The sequence below is a fragment of the Pseudoalteromonas espejiana DSM 9414 genome (assembly GCF_002221525.1).
GTDB classification, from domain to species: Bacteria; Pseudomonadota; Gammaproteobacteria; order Enterobacterales; family Alteromonadaceae; genus Pseudoalteromonas; species Pseudoalteromonas espejiana.
Genome location: NZ_CP011028.1, coordinates 3194656 through 3210512 on the forward strand (window position 1 = coordinate 3194656; position 15857 = coordinate 3210512).

Consider the following 15857-nt stretch of genomic DNA (forward strand, 5'->3'; position numbering starts at 1 on the left):
GTATAAATTATTGGTAGTCTATGCAAGATACAATTAAAGAAATTTTTACAGAAAGCATTCAAGTACAAATAGCAGCAGGTGAAGTATTGCCAAGTGCATTAGAATCAGCTGCCTTTACCATTGCTCAAAGCTTAATTAATGGTAATAAACTAATTTGCTGTGGTACAGCTAACTGCCATATGTTGGCGCAACACATGGCCGGTGTTTTGGTAAATCATTACGAAACTGAGCGCCCTTGCCTTCCGGCTATTGCTCTTTCGCAAGAAAACATAAACTTAGGTCAAAGCAGTCAAGTTGACGAGCATGATACGTTTGCCCGCCAAGTGCGCGCCTTTGCTCAGCAAGGCGACTTACTGCTTGCGCTCGCGATTAACGGAAACGAAAAACATATTATTTCTGCTGTAGAAGCTGCACTTACCAAAGATATGAAGGTCATAGTAATGGTAGGTGACGATGGCGGCGAACTCGTTGGTTTATTAGGCCCTAACGATGTAGAAATCCGTACGCCTTCTAAGCGCCCTAGCCGTATTATTGAATCTCACTTAGTTAACTTACATTGTTTAAGTGAACTGGTTGATTTAACCCTTTTCCCTCAGGATGAAAATTATGTTTAAACGCTCTCTTATTGTTTTAGGTACTGTTGTTTTACTGCAAGGCTGTGCAGCCGCCGTTGTTGCAGGTACAGCTAGTGCAGTAACAGCAGCAAACGATCGCCGTACTATTGGCTCACAAATAGACGACAACAACATTGAAATTAAAGCGAGTATTGCGCTGAGTGAAGTAGAGCGTCTTGAAAAATTTGCTAACGTAGACGCTGTAAGCGTAAATGGCATTGTTTTACTTGTTGGGCAAGTAGCTAATGAAGAAATGAAAAACGAAGCTCAGCGTACTATTGAGGGCGTTTCAGGCATACGTAAAATACATAATCAGATCAGAATTGGCTCGAACATTGGTATTACTACGCAAACGCATGACTCATGGTTAACCTCAAAAGTAAAAGCGCAGTTACTAACCGCAAAAGATATACCGAGCAATAATATTAAAGTGGTGACTGAAAACGCTGAGGTATTTTTAATGGGTTTGGTTTCTCAGTCTGAGTCTAACCAAGCCGTAAACATTGCTCGTAATGTATCAGGTGTTGAGCGTGTTATTAAGGTGTTTGAATATTTGTAACAGATATAAAACGCACATAAAAAAACCGCTTAACAAGCGGTTTTTTTTGTATTTAAACGTTATTTAATAACGCGTAAATGTGAGCCTTTTTTCTTTTCTGGCTTTTCTGGCGGGGTTTCATCAATAATTTCATCTGATGTTTCCACACTTTCAAGGTCAGGTGCAAAGTCGTCTTCGTCCTCTAAAAACTCTTCTGCAGTAAAGACTGTTCCTTCGCCATTCTCGCGCGCATATATTGCCAATACAGCACCTAGAGGTACATATACTTGCATAGGCTGTCCGCCAAAGCGCGCATTGAAGCTTAGTTGTTCCATATCTAACGAAAAACCAGTAACAGCTGAAGGGCTAATATTAAGCACTATTTGGCCGTCTTGTACAAATTGCGTTGGCACTTGTACTGCTGGGTAACCTGCATCAACCACTAAATGCGGTGTGCACTCGTTATCTACGATCCAATCAAAAAAAGCACGTAGTAAATAAGGACGATTAGGCGTCATTATAAACGGATCTCACGCTCTGCTTCAGTTAAAGAGGCTTGGAATGATTCACGTTCGAATAAACGGATCATGTACTCTTTAAGCTCTTTAGCGCCAGAACCATTAAGCTCAATACCAAACTCTGGTAAACGCCATAACAGTGGAGCTAAATAACAATCTACTAAACTAAACTCTTCACTCATAAAGTAAGGCGCTTCGTTAAAGATTGGTGCAATTGCAAGTAATGCTTCTGTAAGCTCTTTACGCGCTTGTGCAGCATCAGATGTATTGTTAATGATTTTTTCAGCAAGGCTGTACCAATCAGTATCAATACGGTGCATCATTAAACGGCTACGACCACGCATTACCGGATATACAGGCATTAGTGGAGGATGAGGAAAACGTTCATCAAGGTATTCCATGATGATGTTTGCCTGATATAAACCAAGCTCACGGTCAATCAGTGTTGGTACTGTACCGTAAGGGTTAATTTCGTGAAGTGCCTCTGGCAAGTTATCCTTTTCAGCCAAATGAATATCTACACTTACACCTTTTTCTGCAAGTACAATGCGTACTTGGTGGCTATACATACAGTTAGCACCAGAAAAAAGGGTCATTACAGGGCGCTTATTGGCAGCTACGGCCATGCCTATACCTCCATTAAATAACTAAAACAGCAATAGGGGCTTAAGCCCCTATTGCAAAATTACCTTGTAAAATGCTCAAATTAATGAACATCTCTCCAGTATTCTTTCTTAAGCATAAATGCCAAGATAAATAGGATAACTAAAAATCCAATTACCTTAATACCTAACGCTTCTGACTCAAGGCGTGTAGGTTCACCTACATACTCTAAGAAGTTCGTTAAATCACGAGCCGCTTGGTCGTATTCATCAACGCTTAATTCACCAGAACCATCTGTTTCAGTACCTTTGATGTGAACAGTTGTTACACCATCTACAGTTACTTCTTCAGTGATAGGGGTTGGTAAACCTTGAAGTTCTTGAAGAACATGTGGCATACCTACCGATGGGAATAACGTGTTGTTTACACCAAATGGGCGAGATTCGTCTTTGTAAAATGATTTTAAGTAGGTGTAAATCCAATCACTGCCACGCACACGCGCAACATTTGTTAGATCCGGCGGAGCCGCACCAAACCATTTCGCAGCATCTTCTTTAGCAATAGCGTTAAGAATGTGGCCACCTACTTTTGAACCATCAAAAATCAACTGTTCTTGACCAAGCTCTGTAGGAATACCAATATCACGGAAAGTACGTTCATAACGTTGATACTGCATTTGGTGACAACCAAGACAGTAGTTCATGAACAACTTTGCGCCGCGCTGCAAAGAAGGCTGATCAGATATATCATTACCCGCTTCCATAAGAGGAACCGAAGGCCCTGCAGCCATAACCATGTTAGGCAGCAAGTTTACTGATAAAGCAAATAAACCGATAATTAGCTTTTTCATCATTTCGTTAACCTCTCAGGCAATGGCTTAGTTTTTTCATTCTTACTGTATACAAATAACAGTACGAAGAACATAAAGTAAGTCACAGTACAAATTTGAGAAATTATCGTTTTCATATCAGTTTGTGGCGTTGCACCCACCCAACCTAAAAGAACGAAAGTTACTACAAAACCTGCAATGTTCCATTTGTGGAAACCACAACGGTAACGAACCGATTTAACACGTCCACGGTCAATCCACGGTAACAATGCGAGTACTACAATTGATGCACCCATTGCTGCAACACCGATAAGCTTATCAGGGATTGCACGTAAGATTGCATAAAATGGTGTGAAGTACCAAACCGGGAAAATATGCTCTGGTGTTTTAAGTGGGTTTGCTGCTTCAAAGTTTGGCGCTTCTAAGAAGAAACCATTCATCGCAGGCATAAAGAATACAACCCAACAGAACAAGATTAAGAAACCAACCACGCCCACAATATCTTTAACTGTGTAGTACGGGTGGAACGGTATCGCATCAACAATGTCTTTTTTGTTGGTGTAATACTCATGGAATTTAAATTTAGGCTTATCTTCTTCAGCCACAGTGCCTTTTTTACGTTTTATTTCAACACCGTCAGGGTTGTTTGAACCCACTTCGTGAAGGGCAACAATGTGTAAGAACACCAGAATAACAATAACGAGTGGTAGTGCAATAACGTGTAATGCAAAGAAGCGGTTAAGCGTTGCACCTGATATTACATAGTCACCACGGATCCAAAGTGTTAAGTCATCACCAATAACCGGAATAGCCCCGAATAATGAAATGATTACCTGTGCACCCCAGAACGACATTTGACCCCATGGTAATAAGTAACCCATGAAGGCTTCAGCCATTAATGCTAAGAAAATAAACATACCGAATAACCACAGTAATTCACGTGGTTTTTGGTAAGAACCGTAGATCATGCCACGGAACATATGCATATAAACAACGATGAAAAACGCAGATGCACCCGTTGAGTGTAAATAACGTAATAACCAACCGTATTCTACATCACGCATGATGTACTCTACTGATGCGAAAGCACCTTCAGAAGAGGGAACAAAGTTCATCGTTAACCAAATACCCGTAAGGATTTGGTTTACTAGTACTAACATGGCTAACGAGCCAAAAAAGTACCAGAAGTTAAAGTTTTTAGGTGCTGGATACTGTGCAATGTGCATGTTCCAAACACGTGTCATTGGGATACGGTCGTCAATCCAACCAACAATTTTACCAAACATTAGGCTACCCCTTTTTCTTCGCCCACTAAAATAGTGGTCTCATCAAGAAAAGTATAAGGTGGTACTTCTAAGTTCAATGGTGCAGGAACCGATTGAAATACTCGGCCAGCCATATCAAATTTAGAACCGTGACATGGACAGTAAAAACCATCATCAGTCCCTTCAACTTTTTCACTAAAGTTACCTTGGAAAAAGCCTGGAGAACACCCTAAATGCGTACAAATACCAACAGCGACAAAAATCTCTGGGCGTAATGAACGGTAATCATTTGTTGATGATTCTAGTTGTTGTGGCTCTTGCGATTGCGGATCACGAAGTTGACCTTCATGTTCTTTCATCTGCTCAAGCATTTTAGGGGTACGTGATACAACCCATACAGGTTTACCACGCCACTCGACACGTATTAATTGTCCTGGCTCAAGTTTGCTGATATCTACTTCTACAGGCGCACCCGCAGATTTAGCTCGCTCACTTGGATTCCAAGACGCAATAAAAGGAACAGCAGCCCCAGCCGCACCAACACCACCTACAACAGAGGTAGCTATGGTTAAAAAGCGACGTCGGCCATTGTCTACAGGCGCATTGCTCATCCACTTATCTCCACTATGATTCTCAACACTTGCTATATTGAGAACATCAGTTACAGCAGGTTAATTTTTCGAAATTTTAAAATAGAAGCGATCATAATTAAAACCCTTGATTAAAACAAGGTTATTCACAGCCTCACGCTCGAATAACCCGACTTAACCAAAAGTTTGATAAAGTAAGCTCGAGAATAAAGCCGAATGACTATAATAGCGCTTCTGTAAAAACAATATACTGACCAAGATCAACCCCACTACGAGGAAACAGATAAACTGTACATGGTGATGCTGAACTTGCGCATACTACTTGCCAGCCAATTGTAGCAAAAAATTCCACCAATTAACTGATGGATTTACACTAATTACGATAATTATTTAACTTTTTTGCAGCGAACTGGGTATTTTTTAACTTTCGTACATTAAATACGCTGTAATTGTAAAATATGATCAGCGCCTAATTTTAAAAAGGCCAGCAAAAGGTAGGTAAGTGCTTAAATTTAAATACCAAAAACAAAAAACCCAGCATAAGCTGGGTTTTTGAATTCTTGATAACGTAAAAATTAACGTTTTGAGAACTGTGGACGCTTACGCGCTTTCTTAAGACCCACTTTCTTACGTTCAACTTTACGTGCATCACGTGTAACAAAACCTGCTTTACGAAGTTGTGGACGTAATGACTCGTCAAACTCCATAAGTGCACGAGTGATACCGTGACGGATAGCACCAGCTTGACCAGTTGTACCACCACCGGCAACGGTGATGTGAAGGTCAAATTTTTCAGTCATGTCAACAAGCTCAAGAGCTTGACGAACAACCATGCGTGCTGTTTCGCGACCAAAGTACTCTTCTAAAGAGCGCTTGTTGATTACGATGTTACCAGTGCCTGGGCGTAAGAATACGCGAGCACTTGAACTTTTACGACGACCTGTACCGTAGTATTGATTTGCCATGATAGTGCTCCTTAAATGTCTAGAACCTGAGGCTGTTGTGCAGCATGATTGTGCTCAGTACCTGCGTAAACTTTAAGTTTACGGTACATAGCGCGGCCTAAAGGACCACGTGGCAACATGCCTTTTACAGCTTTCTCGATGATCATTTCAGGCTTTGCAGCTTGAAGTTTATCAAAAGTAGTAGACTTAAGACCACCTGGGAAACCAGAGTGAGCGTAGTACACTTTATCTTTGAATTTGTTACCAGTTACAGTAACTTTCTCAGCGTTGATAACGATGATGTAATCACCAGTATCTACGTGTGGAGTGTATTCAGCTTTGTGCTTACCGCGTAGGCGATGAGCGATTTCAGTAGCGATGCGACCTAAAGTTTTACCTTCAGCGTCAACTACGTACCAGTCACGTTTTACTGTTTCTGGTTTAGCAACAAACGTTTTCATTTATAAAAATCCAATGTTTTTCAATTAAAACCACAGGCAGTTATTATTAACTACCGCTCTAAGTATGCTATAACCCCTTCGAGTTTTAGACTTTCGCGCCGCTCACAAGTGGCTAAACTATATGAGGACATAGAACGCAACGTGGCAGACGCGGGAGTATACCAGCACTTAAAACACATTGCTACCGAGCGGTTGTTTTTTCCACAAGAAAATTACAAAAATTTGTGTATTTAAGTAAAAGCTAAAATAAGGCAGCTTTATAAAGTAATTACTGCCTTATTAAAGTTAAGCTAAATGCTCTTTTGCTAAATACTCTAAAGACTGCATTTCTTGTAGGCGGCTAATACAACGCTTAAATTCGAAATTAAGGTTGCCTTGTGTATAAAGCTCTGCGATGGGCTGCTCAGCAGAAATAATTAAGGTTACGTGGCGCTCATAAAATTCATCAACTAAGGCAATAAAGCGCCTTGCGGCATCATCGTTATTTTGCCCTAGCTGTTTTACGTTAGAAATAATAACCGTATTGTATAAGCGGCTAATTTCCATGTAATCAACTTGGCTACGAGCCGTTTCGCACAATTCGCTAAATTCAAACATCACTACACATTTAGCCACTTTGCGCGTGTTGATTAAGCGCCCTTCAATTTCAATCGGTTGGTCAAGCTCTCCTGCTTCTGGTGAGAGTTTATCAAAGTATTCAAATAAGTTTTTATCAGCTTGCTCATCTAGCGGGCTATGAAAAATCTCTGCTTGCTCAAGCGTTCGCAGCCGATAGTCAATCCCCGAATCTACATTAACTATTTCTGTATTGGCTTTAACAAGCTCTATGGCTGGGACAAAACGCGCACGCTGCAGGCCATTTTTATATAAATCATCGGGTACTATATTAGATGTAGCCACAAGCACTATATTACGCGCAAATAACGCCTGCATTAAGCCGCCGAGTAACATGGCATCGGTAATGTCTTGTACAAAAAATTCGTCAAAGCAAATAATATCGGTTTCGGCTTTAAATATGTCGGCAACTATTTCTAGTGGGTTACTTTTATTATTTAATTTTTTTAACTCATCGTGTACACGGTGCATAAAGCGGTGAAAGTGCACACGCATTTTTCGCTTGCCTGGCAACGCTTCGTAAAAAGTATCCACTAAATAGGTTTTACCACGCCCTACGCCCCCCCAAAAATAAAGCCCTTTAATTGGATCGGGTTCGCTTTTATCAAAAAGCTTTGCAAAAAAGCCTTTTTGTTTTGGCTTTTCGCTGGTTAGGTCATCGTATAAACGTTGTAAATGGCGCACTGCATTTTCTTGTGCTTGGTCATGTACAAAGTCATCGCGCTTAAGATCTTGCTGATAGGTTTGCCAAGGAGTCATATCTAATTACATTTAAAACACAGTTTAATTTGCACAACATATTAACACGCATCTTAACTCGGGGTATATTACCCATAGTATGATTTATATTTGAATCAGGCATTCTTAGATATTTTTCCCAAAGGGGTAGAGTTATGGGCACAGTTACGTGGGTAGGTTTAATTATTATTGCCGCTGTAGTGGCATTTTTTGCAGGTGCATTTGTTACTAAAAAGCAATTTAAGCAAGATGAATTAAAAGAGCAAGCTGAAGAAGCACAAAATGCACTAGAGCAATATCGTCAAGATGTGGCCGATCATTTAGCTAGCACTGGCAAGCTGGTTAGTAAAATGAAAGAAAACTATGACCAACTACTCAGTCATGTTGAAGAGACTAACCAACTATTATTAGAAGATAAAAATAAGGCACCTAGCGAGCCGTTTTTCTCTAAAGAGACCACAGAGCAATTACAAGCGTCTTTAAAAGAGCGCGATATTGACCGCTCATCGGCACAAGCACAACCTGCTGATTACGTATCGGGCGAATCTGGTTTATTTGCTGGTCAAAATGCTAGTTCAAAACAAGCTAAAGCCTCTTAACACACTGAGTGCGCTAAAAAGTTAGTACTATCTTGATGAACTTTTTTTTGACCCCATAGTCTTTAAATGTAACAGCTTTATATTTAAATTCGAAAAGGCTGCTTATGCAGCCTTTTTGCTTTCTTGTGATGTGGAGTACACCCTAACTATGAAAATGAAATTATCACTTATTAGTGCTGCAATCTTATCAACGAGCTTATTACTAAGCCCTATGGCCTCTTACGCAAAACTGCCAATTGCAGTTAATGGCCAACAGTTACCTACACTTGCACCTATGCTTGAGCAAATTACCCCCGGAGTTGTAAGTATTCAGGTTTCTGGCTCAAAAGAAGTTCGTCGTCGTGCAGACCCGCTTGAATTCTTTTTTGGTAACCCACAGCCTCGTAGCCAAAAGCGCCAATTTAGCGGCTTAGGCTCGGGTGTTATTATTGACGCCGACGAAGGCTATGTAGTTACCAATAACCATGTAATTCAAGATGCTGAAAAAATGGTGGTTACCCTTGAAGATGGCCGCGAATTTGAAGCCACAAAAATTGGTACCGATAAAGAATCTGATATCGCACTATTACAAATAGATGCAGATGACTTAACTGAAGTTAAACTTGCTAACTCTGACAAACTTCGAGTTGGCGACTTTGCTGTAGCCATTGGTAACCCGTTTGGTTTAAGCCATACAGTAACCTCGGGTATTGTAAGTGCGCTTGGCCGCAGTGGTTTAAACATTGAAGGCTATGAAGACTTTATTCAAACCGATGCTGCTATTAACCAAGGTAACTCGGGCGGAGCATTAGTTAATTTAAATGGTGAATTAATTGGTATTAATACTGCTATTTTAGGTGCCTCGGGTGGCAATGTAGGCATTGGCTTTGCTATTCCATCAAACATGATGAAAAACTTAGTTGACCAAATTATTGAGCACGGTGAAGTCCGTCGAGGATCACTGGGTATTTCTGGTCGTCCACTGGATGCAGGCCTTGCTAAAGCGCAGCAACTTGACGTAAAACAAGGTGCTTACGTTATGCAAGTAATGGATGATACCGCAGCAAGTAAGGCAGGTATTAAAGCAGGCGATGTAATTATTAGCATTAATGGTAGCGATATTAGTGGCTTCCACGAGCTGCGCAGTAAAATAGCGACATTAGGTGAAGGCCGCGAAGTTAAATTAGGCATTTATCGCGATGGTAAAGTTAAAACTGTAAACGTAACCCTTGATGGTGCATCTGGCGTAACGGCTGCAGGCGACGAACTACATCCTGCTTTCCAAGGTGCAGAGCTTGAAAACGTGCAAAAAAATGGTAACAAGGGTATTGAGGTGACAACAGTAGACCCTCGCTCTCCATCAGCTCGCGTAGGGCTTGAAGAAGGTGATGTTATCGTTCAAGTAAACCGCCAACGCGTAGAAAACATTCGTCAAATGAACAAAATTATTGAAGACACACAAGGCAATATTGTTTTAGGTGTTAAGCGTGGCAGAGAGTCTATCTTTGTGCTTATTCAATAGTAAATAAGTAATAATATTACAATAAAAATAACAGCAGCACTTGCCGCTGTTATTTTTTTTGTGCCATCATAAAGAATTGCTCACTAATAATAAGAATCTTGTGCTGAAATTACTAAAATTTGTACTTCCCCCGTTATTTGTAGGTTTAGGTATCGCTTTTTTAGTGGTTTTTTTCAGCCCTAACATGCGTGCATCTTTATTGCCCAATGTACCACTACCTAGCGCTATGAGCTCAAACCACCTTAGCTTTGCCGATGCAGTAAAACGTGCAGCCCCATCTGTAGTGACTATTTTTTCTGAAAGCATCTCTAAAGAGCCGCGCTACAAACAGCAAAACACCGTACAAGAGCTAGGCTCGGGTGTGATTATGGCCCAAGATGGATACATACTAACTAACTACCATGTCATTAATAATGCCGATCAAATTTTGGTTATATTAACCGATGGCAGACGCTTTTTTGATGTGCAACTTATTGGCTTTGACACAATTACAGACTTAGCACTGCTTAAAATTAATGCTGACCACCTACCTGTTATTCCTGTTAACGATAGTTACACCACAAGCGTGGGTGATGTAGTTTTAGCTATTGGTAATCCGCTTAATTTAGGTCAAACAATTACCCAAGGTATAATAAGTGCTACGGGTAAACAAAAAATTACTGATAGTCCTTATAACAATCTACTTCAAATGGATGCTGCAATTAACGTAGGTAACTCTGGCGGCGCACTGGTTAACTCAAATGGCGATTTAGTCGGAATAACATCGGCACAATTTAAAACCCGCGAAAACTTAAATATTCAGGGTATATTTTTTGCGGTTCCCTATTCGCTTGCCAAAGAGGTTATGGCAAAACTTATACGCCATGGTCGTGTGGTACGTGGTTATTTAGGCTTTGAAGGCACTGCGGTTGATAGCACAGGGAAAGAAGTAAACGACAGCCTAACTCCTGTAGCAGGCATGCGCATCACAAACCTAGACCCATTAGGGCCAGCCTGGCAAGCGGGTATTGAAGAGCAAGATATCGTTATAAAAATTGCCGGTTTATCTGTGGCTAATCCACAAAAAGTACTCGAAAAAATAGGCAATACCGAGCCTGGTAAAGAAATAGAGTTTGAGCTTTACCGCAGCGGTAAAGTAGAAAAAATAATGGTTACAGTAGCAGAGCTTGAGACTAAACTATAGTTTGCTTGTAGCATTAAAAAGGTCGGATAGCATACGCATATCCGACCTTTTTTAGCTTTTAGCAAAACGAATGCAACACGCTAATATTAACTGCTTCTGCGCTTAATGTTAGCACCTAGCCCACTTAGCTTATCTTCAATGCGTTGATAACCTCTATCAACATGGTAGATACGATCTACAACCGTTTCACCTTGAGCAACAATACCCGTTAAAATTAGGCTTGCTGAGGCGCGTAAATCGGTTGCCATTACTTGTGCACCACTTAAACTTTGTGTTTCACCACAAATAGCAGTGTGCCCTTCTAAACGAATATTTGCACCCATGCGTTGAAGCTCAGGTACATGCATAAAACGATTTTCAAAAATTGTTTCGGTTATCGTCGCGCTACCATTTGCTACCACATTTAATGCTGTAAACTGTGCTTGCATGTCGGTTGGAAAACCCGGGTGCGGCATAGTTTTAATGTTTACGGCTTTAAGTTCGCGATTACGCATATCTAAATAGATGCTGTCATCATTCACTTCTACTAGCGCGTTAGCAGCACGTAATTTTTCAATAACAGGTTCAAGCGAATGAAAGTCTGTTTTTTTACAAAGTACTTCGCCTGCCGCCATTGCTGCTGCAACTAAAAAAGTGCCGGTTTCAATGCGATCAGGAAGAATACTATGTTCACAGCCACCCAAACGCTCTACACCTTCAATTTCTATGCGGCTTGTGCCTGCACCGCTAATTTTTGCGCCCATGGCGATTAAACAATTCGCCAGGTCAATAATTTCAGGTTCGCGGGCTGCGTTTTCAAGCACTGTTTTACCATCAGCTAAAGCTGCGGCCATAAGTAAGTTTTCAGTTGCACCCACACTGACCATTTCCATGAAAATTTCAGCGCCTTTTAAGCGACCATCAACTTTTGCATTTATGTAGCCATTTTCAACGTTTATTTGTGCGCCCATGCGCTCTAAACCTTGAATGTGAATATCAACAGGACGAGCACCAATTGCACACCCACCAGGAAGTGACACTTGTGCCTCACCAAAGCGCGCTACAAGTGGCCCAAGCGCCAATACAGATGCACGCATTTGTTTAACTAAATCGTATGGAGCAAGCGTTTTATCAACTGTTGCACCATCAATATAAAGCTTATCGCCCTGCCAATTTACCGTTGCCCCTAAGGTGCTAAGCAGCGCCTCGGTAGTGACGATATCGCGAAGGCGAGGTACGTTAGTAAATGTGCTTTTACCGTCAGCGAGTAATGCTGCAAATAAAATAGGTAATGCCGCATTTTTAGCGCCTGAAATAGTTACTTCACCCGCAAGCGAAGTGCCACCTTGAATTACAAACTGATCCATTAAGAGGCCTTAACTATTGAGGTAAAATAAATTTTTGTTCACGCTTCCACTCAGTTGGCGTAAATGCACGAATAGATACAGCGTGAATTGTACCGTCTGAAATAGTATTCATTAATGGGCCATAAACTAGCTGTTGCTTTTTAACGCGGCTTAAACCGTCAAAGCACTCGCCTACTGCGATTACTTCATAATGACTACCATTGGCTTTTACTTTTACTTCAGTTAATTGAAGTTCGTCGCGTAATAACGTTTCGACTTGGCTAGTTTCCATAACTCTCACTCAAATAAAGTTGTAACCTGACCTAATTGCATTAAGTTTTGCAATTGTTCAGGTGGATTTTGCAATTCAAGGCGAGTGCCTTGTTGCTTAAATTCAGCAAAAGAGTGAATTAACCAAGCTAAGCCCGCTGTGTCAACCCTCATTACCTCACAAAGGTCAAAATAGATGGTTTTATGCTTACTTAGTGACTTGGTGTTCAGAAGTCGTTCATTGCCAATTGAGCTACGGGTAAGTTCACCACTTACCCTGTAGTGTTGCTCATCTACTTGGCTAATTGCCAATTTAGTCATTGGTATTGCTACCTCTAAACTGCACAGGTAACTGGCTCTTTTGCTCTAATAATTTACTTACGTGTGCAATACCTTGCTGGCGTAAAATACCTTGTAGCTCACTTTGCTTTGCATCGAGTAAGCTAATTCCTTCTGCGATCATATCGTATGCGCGCCATTCACCACTGCGGTCTTCGCGTACTTTAAAATCAATTTTAATATCTGGTTTACCATCTTCTGTAATTTTAGTTTTAACCACAACTACGTCTTTACCTTTAAATGGCTGCTCGGCGCCAAACTCCACGTGTTGATCGGTGTATTGAGTAAACACACCGGCGTAGGTTGCTACTAAATAGCTTCTAAAGGCACCTATAAACTCTTGAATTTCTTTAATTGCTTGTGCTTTTTCAGCTTCATCAGTAATTGCACGCACCTTTGACACTTCGCTACCTAATACGCGCAGTGCAGCATATTTGTAGTCGATGTAAGGCATAAGCTCTTCTTCTACAATAACACGAAGGTGCTCTTTATCTTTACTGATTAGCGGTTGATCTTTTTTAATGCGCTCAAACGTGTGCTCAGATACTTTTCGCACCATTTTATTAGGATCGGTAAGCTGAACCTCTGCGGCACTTACAGTACTTGTAACTAAGGTTGCACCTAGTGCAATAACGGCTAAAAACTGTTTCAACATAATAATTACTCACTACCTTGGTTGAATAAAAACTGCCCGATTAACTCTTCTAAAACAAGAGCAGACTTCGTGTCGGTGAGCGAATCACCATCGCCTAATGCTTTACTTTCAACACCAAATAACTCATCAATAGCTTGGTCTTGTGCGTTTTCGGTTACGGTTTGCCCTAAACAGCGCTGCTCGGCTGCGTTGGGTGAAATGACAGGATGAATACCTAAGTACTGCTCACCTAAAATACCCGATGTTAAAATTGAAATTGAGCTGGTGTCTGAAAAACGACATAAATACTGCGCATCAATTGTCATGTTTACCACAGGTAAAAACTCTTGCGGGTGAACATAAATAGACTCAACGCGGCCAATAACTACACCACCTACTTTTACGGGTGCACGTGCTTTTAGTGAACCAATGTTTTCAAACTTTGCATTTAACGTGTACGTCTCGCCCGAACCGCTAATGCCCGAATTGGCTACTTTAAGTGCCAGCATTGCAAATGCTAAAATGCCCAGCGCTACAAAAAAGCCAACTAAAATCTCTAATTTCCGTGAATTCATTATTTATACCCTATTAGCTGGTAAACATTACCGCTGTCAAAATAAAGTCAAACCCTAGTACTGCCAGTGATGAGTGAACTACGGTTTCTGTTGTTGCTTTACTGATCCCCTCAGAGGTAGGAACACAATCGTAGCCCTTATAAAGCGCAATCCACGTCACTACCATGGCAAATACAAAACTCTTGATCATGCCGTTTAATACATCTTCTTGAAACGATACTTGCGATTGCATTATTGACCAAAAACTACCGGTGTCTACGCCTAGCCAATCTACCCCAACTAAATGAGCACCGATAATGGCAACCGCAGAAAAAATAAGTGCAAGCAATGGCATACTAATAAAACCGGCCCAAAAGCGCGGTGCAATAATGCGCTTGAGAGGGTCTATTGCCATCATTTCTAGTGATGAGAGCTGCTCGGTTGCTTTCATTAAGCCTATTTCGGCAGTTAATGCGCTACCAGCGCGTCCAGCAAATAATAGCGCGGTAACCACAGGGCCAAGCTCACGTAGTAAACTTAATGCAACCAGCGGGCCTAAGCTATCTTCAGCGCCGTAGCCAACTAGTACGGTGTAACCTTGCAGCGCAAGCACCATACCAATAAACAAACCCGACACCATAATAATTAACAGCGACTGAGAGCCAACCATATAAAGTTGGCGTACTAAAAGCGGCGTGCCTTTTTTAAAGTTAGGTACATTCCACAATGCATTAAATAGCATGGTTGCAGAGCGCCCAAGTGCAGCAAAGCGCCCTAGCGTTTTATGGCCTATTTTTTGAAACAGATCCAACATTAAGCGTTTTCTCCTAACAGCTCATCAGCATAGGTTTGTGCGGGGTAATGAAATGGCACAGGCCCATCTGATAACCCTTTTAAAAACTGCTGCACTAATGGAGATTCATGATTTCGCATTTCATCTGGCGTACCCGCGCCTATTACGCCTTGGTCGGCAATAATAATAACGTGATCGGCAATACTCATTACCTCAGTAACATCATGGGTAACAATTAGTGATGACAAACCTAATACTTCATTAAGTGATTTAATAAGTTTAACTAATACACCCATTGAAATTGGATCTTGCCCAGCAAAAGGCTCATCGTACATGATCAGCTCCGGATCTAGTGCAATAGCACGTGCAAGAGCTGCTCGTCTGGCCATCCCGCCCGAAAGCTCAGATGGCATTAAATCTTTAGCGCCGCGTAAACCAACCGCTTGTAGTTTCATTAATACAACTAACTTAATTAACGCTTCACTTAATTGTGTATGCTCTCGCAGGGGAAAGGCAATATTGTCAAATACAGACATATCAGTAAATAACGCACCGCTTTGAAAAAGCATGCTCATTTTTGTTCGTGCCGCGTACAGCTCTTTACGCGACATTTTAGGAATACTGCCACCTTCAAATAAAATATCGCCAGCATCGGGCTTTAGCTGGCCACCAATTAAGCGCAGCATAGTGGTTTTGCCTATTCCGCTTGGCCCCATAATCGCTGTGATTTTACCTTTAGGAACACTAAAACTCATATTGTTATATATGGTTCTATCGCCTCGCGAAAAGCTCACATCCTTGACTTCTACTATTGATTGCGACAAGTCGCTCTCCATAACAATGTTCACTCGTGCTCCTATTTTAAGGGTTTTTTAGCCAAGATGGAAAAAACAATTCGTAAGATTTTGTAATACACCTGAAAAAAGCGTTCTAAGGCTGAAGTA

At 41.2% G+C, this 15857-nt stretch carries 20 protein-coding genes; 5 read left to right on the forward strand and 15 right to left on the reverse strand.

Features of this window, described 5'->3' with window-relative positions:
- Positions 1–20 precede the first annotated feature (20 nt).
- A complete protein-coding gene (locus tag PESP_RS14460; RefSeq protein WP_089348661.1) occupies positions 21–614 on the forward strand; it encodes an SIS domain-containing protein in 594 nt (197 codons plus the stop codon).
- Positions 607–1173 (forward strand): division/outer membrane stress-associated lipid-binding lipoprotein, encoded by a 567-nt coding sequence (gene dolP / locus PESP_RS14465; protein ID WP_089348662.1) that lies wholly within the window; start codon positions 607–609, stop codon positions 1171–1173. Before PESP_RS14460 ends, dolP begins: the two co-directional genes overlap by 8 nt.
- 59 nt (positions 1174–1232) lie before the next feature.
- Here dolP and PESP_RS14470 read toward each other — a convergent pair whose 3' ends face one another.
- The 8 genes from PESP_RS14470 to zapE all read right to left on the reverse strand — a co-directional run bounded on the left by PESP_RS14470 (position 1233) and on the right by zapE (position 7736).
- Positions 1233–1670 (reverse strand): ClpXP protease specificity-enhancing factor, encoded by a 438-nt coding sequence (locus PESP_RS14470; protein ID WP_089348663.1) that lies wholly within the window; start codon positions 1668–1670, stop codon positions 1233–1235.
- A complete protein-coding gene (gene sspA, locus PESP_RS14475; protein WP_089348664.1) occupies positions 1670–2296 on the reverse strand; it encodes a stringent starvation protein SspA in 627 nt (208 codons plus the stop codon). Before sspA ends, PESP_RS14470 begins: the two co-directional genes overlap by 1 nt.
- An 80-nt stretch (positions 2297–2376) precedes the next feature.
- Complete coding sequence (locus PESP_RS14480) at positions 2377–3126, reverse strand: cytochrome c1 (RefSeq protein WP_089348665.1); 750 nt, start codon at positions 3124–3126, stop codon at positions 2377–2379.
- The gene (locus PESP_RS14485) at positions 3123–4388 is read right to left on the reverse strand and encodes a cytochrome b (protein WP_089348666.1); all 1266 of its coding nucleotides are present in this window, start codon (positions 4386–4388) and stop codon (positions 3123–3125) included. Before PESP_RS14485 ends, PESP_RS14480 begins: the two co-directional genes overlap by 4 nt.
- Entirely contained in the window at positions 4388–4978 is a 591-nt protein-coding gene (gene petA / locus PESP_RS14490) for a ubiquinol-cytochrome c reductase iron-sulfur subunit (RefSeq protein WP_004589105.1), read from the reverse strand. Before petA ends, PESP_RS14485 begins: the two co-directional genes overlap by 1 nt.
- Positions 4979–5532: 554 nt before the next feature.
- On the reverse strand, positions 5533–5925 hold the full coding sequence (gene rpsI / locus PESP_RS14495) for a 30S ribosomal protein S9 (protein ID WP_024600778.1): 393 nt from the start codon (positions 5923–5925) through the stop codon (positions 5533–5535).
- An 8-nt stretch (positions 5926–5933) separates the two neighbouring features.
- Positions 5934–6362, reverse strand: a complete 429-nt coding sequence (gene rplM / locus PESP_RS14500) for a 50S ribosomal protein L13 (protein ID WP_002957960.1) — start codon at positions 6360–6362, stop codon at positions 5934–5936.
- Between the two features lie 285 nt (positions 6363–6647).
- A complete protein-coding gene (zapE, locus tag PESP_RS14505) occupies positions 6648–7736 on the reverse strand; it encodes a cell division protein ZapE (protein ID WP_089348667.1) in 1089 nt (362 codons plus the stop codon).
- A 134-nt stretch (positions 7737–7870) separates the two neighbouring features.
- Between zapE and PESP_RS14510 the strand changes: the two genes are divergently transcribed.
- From PESP_RS14510 to PESP_RS14520, 3 genes are all read left to right on the forward strand, one after another.
- The gene (locus PESP_RS14510) at positions 7871–8314 is read left to right on the forward strand and encodes a Z-ring associated ZapG family protein (protein WP_089348668.1); all 444 of its coding nucleotides are present in this window, start codon (positions 7871–7873) and stop codon (positions 8312–8314) included.
- A gap of 148 nt (positions 8315–8462) precedes the next feature.
- Positions 8463–9815: a Do family serine endopeptidase gene (locus PESP_RS14515; protein ID WP_089348669.1), complete on the forward strand. Its 1353-nt coding sequence runs from the start codon at positions 8463–8465 to the stop codon at positions 9813–9815.
- Between the two features lie 100 nt (positions 9816–9915).
- Complete coding sequence (locus PESP_RS14520; protein ID WP_089348670.1) at positions 9916–10998, forward strand: trypsin-like peptidase domain-containing protein; 1083 nt, start codon at positions 9916–9918, stop codon at positions 10996–10998.
- Positions 10999–11084: 86 nt separating this feature from the next.
- Here PESP_RS14520 and murA read toward each other — a convergent pair whose 3' ends face one another.
- From murA to mlaF, 7 genes are read right to left on the reverse strand one after another with little or no spacing between them, the layout of a single operon-like run.
- Complete coding sequence (gene murA, locus PESP_RS14525; protein WP_089348671.1) at positions 11085–12344, reverse strand: UDP-N-acetylglucosamine 1-carboxyvinyltransferase; 1260 nt, start codon at positions 12342–12344, stop codon at positions 11085–11087.
- A gap of 13 nt (positions 12345–12357) precedes the next feature.
- Positions 12358–12615 (reverse strand): BolA family protein, encoded by a 258-nt coding sequence (locus PESP_RS14530; RefSeq protein ID WP_089348672.1) that lies wholly within the window; start codon positions 12613–12615, stop codon positions 12358–12360.
- 5 nt (positions 12616–12620) lie between these two features.
- The gene (locus tag PESP_RS14535) at positions 12621–12914 is read right to left on the reverse strand and encodes an STAS domain-containing protein (RefSeq protein WP_089348673.1); all 294 of its coding nucleotides are present in this window, start codon (positions 12912–12914) and stop codon (positions 12621–12623) included.
- Positions 12907–13587, reverse strand: a complete 681-nt coding sequence (locus PESP_RS14540; protein WP_089348674.1) for an MlaC/ttg2D family ABC transporter substrate-binding protein — start codon at positions 13585–13587, stop codon at positions 12907–12909. Before PESP_RS14540 ends, PESP_RS14535 begins: the two co-directional genes overlap by 8 nt.
- 5 nt (positions 13588–13592) lie before the next feature.
- The gene (mlaD, locus tag PESP_RS14545; RefSeq protein ID WP_089348675.1) at positions 13593–14141 is read right to left on the reverse strand and encodes an outer membrane lipid asymmetry maintenance protein MlaD; all 549 of its coding nucleotides are present in this window, start codon (positions 14139–14141) and stop codon (positions 13593–13595) included.
- 13 nt (positions 14142–14154) lie between these two features.
- The gene (gene mlaE / locus PESP_RS14550) at positions 14155–14934 is read right to left on the reverse strand and encodes a lipid asymmetry maintenance ABC transporter permease subunit MlaE (RefSeq protein WP_089348676.1); all 780 of its coding nucleotides are present in this window, start codon (positions 14932–14934) and stop codon (positions 14155–14157) included.
- Complete coding sequence (mlaF, locus tag PESP_RS14555; protein ID WP_089349182.1) at positions 14934–15749, reverse strand: phospholipid ABC transporter ATP-binding protein MlaF; 816 nt, start codon at positions 15747–15749, stop codon at positions 14934–14936. The genes mlaE and mlaF overlap by 1 nt, the downstream gene beginning before the upstream one ends.
- Positions 15750–15857 lie beyond the last annotated feature (108 nt).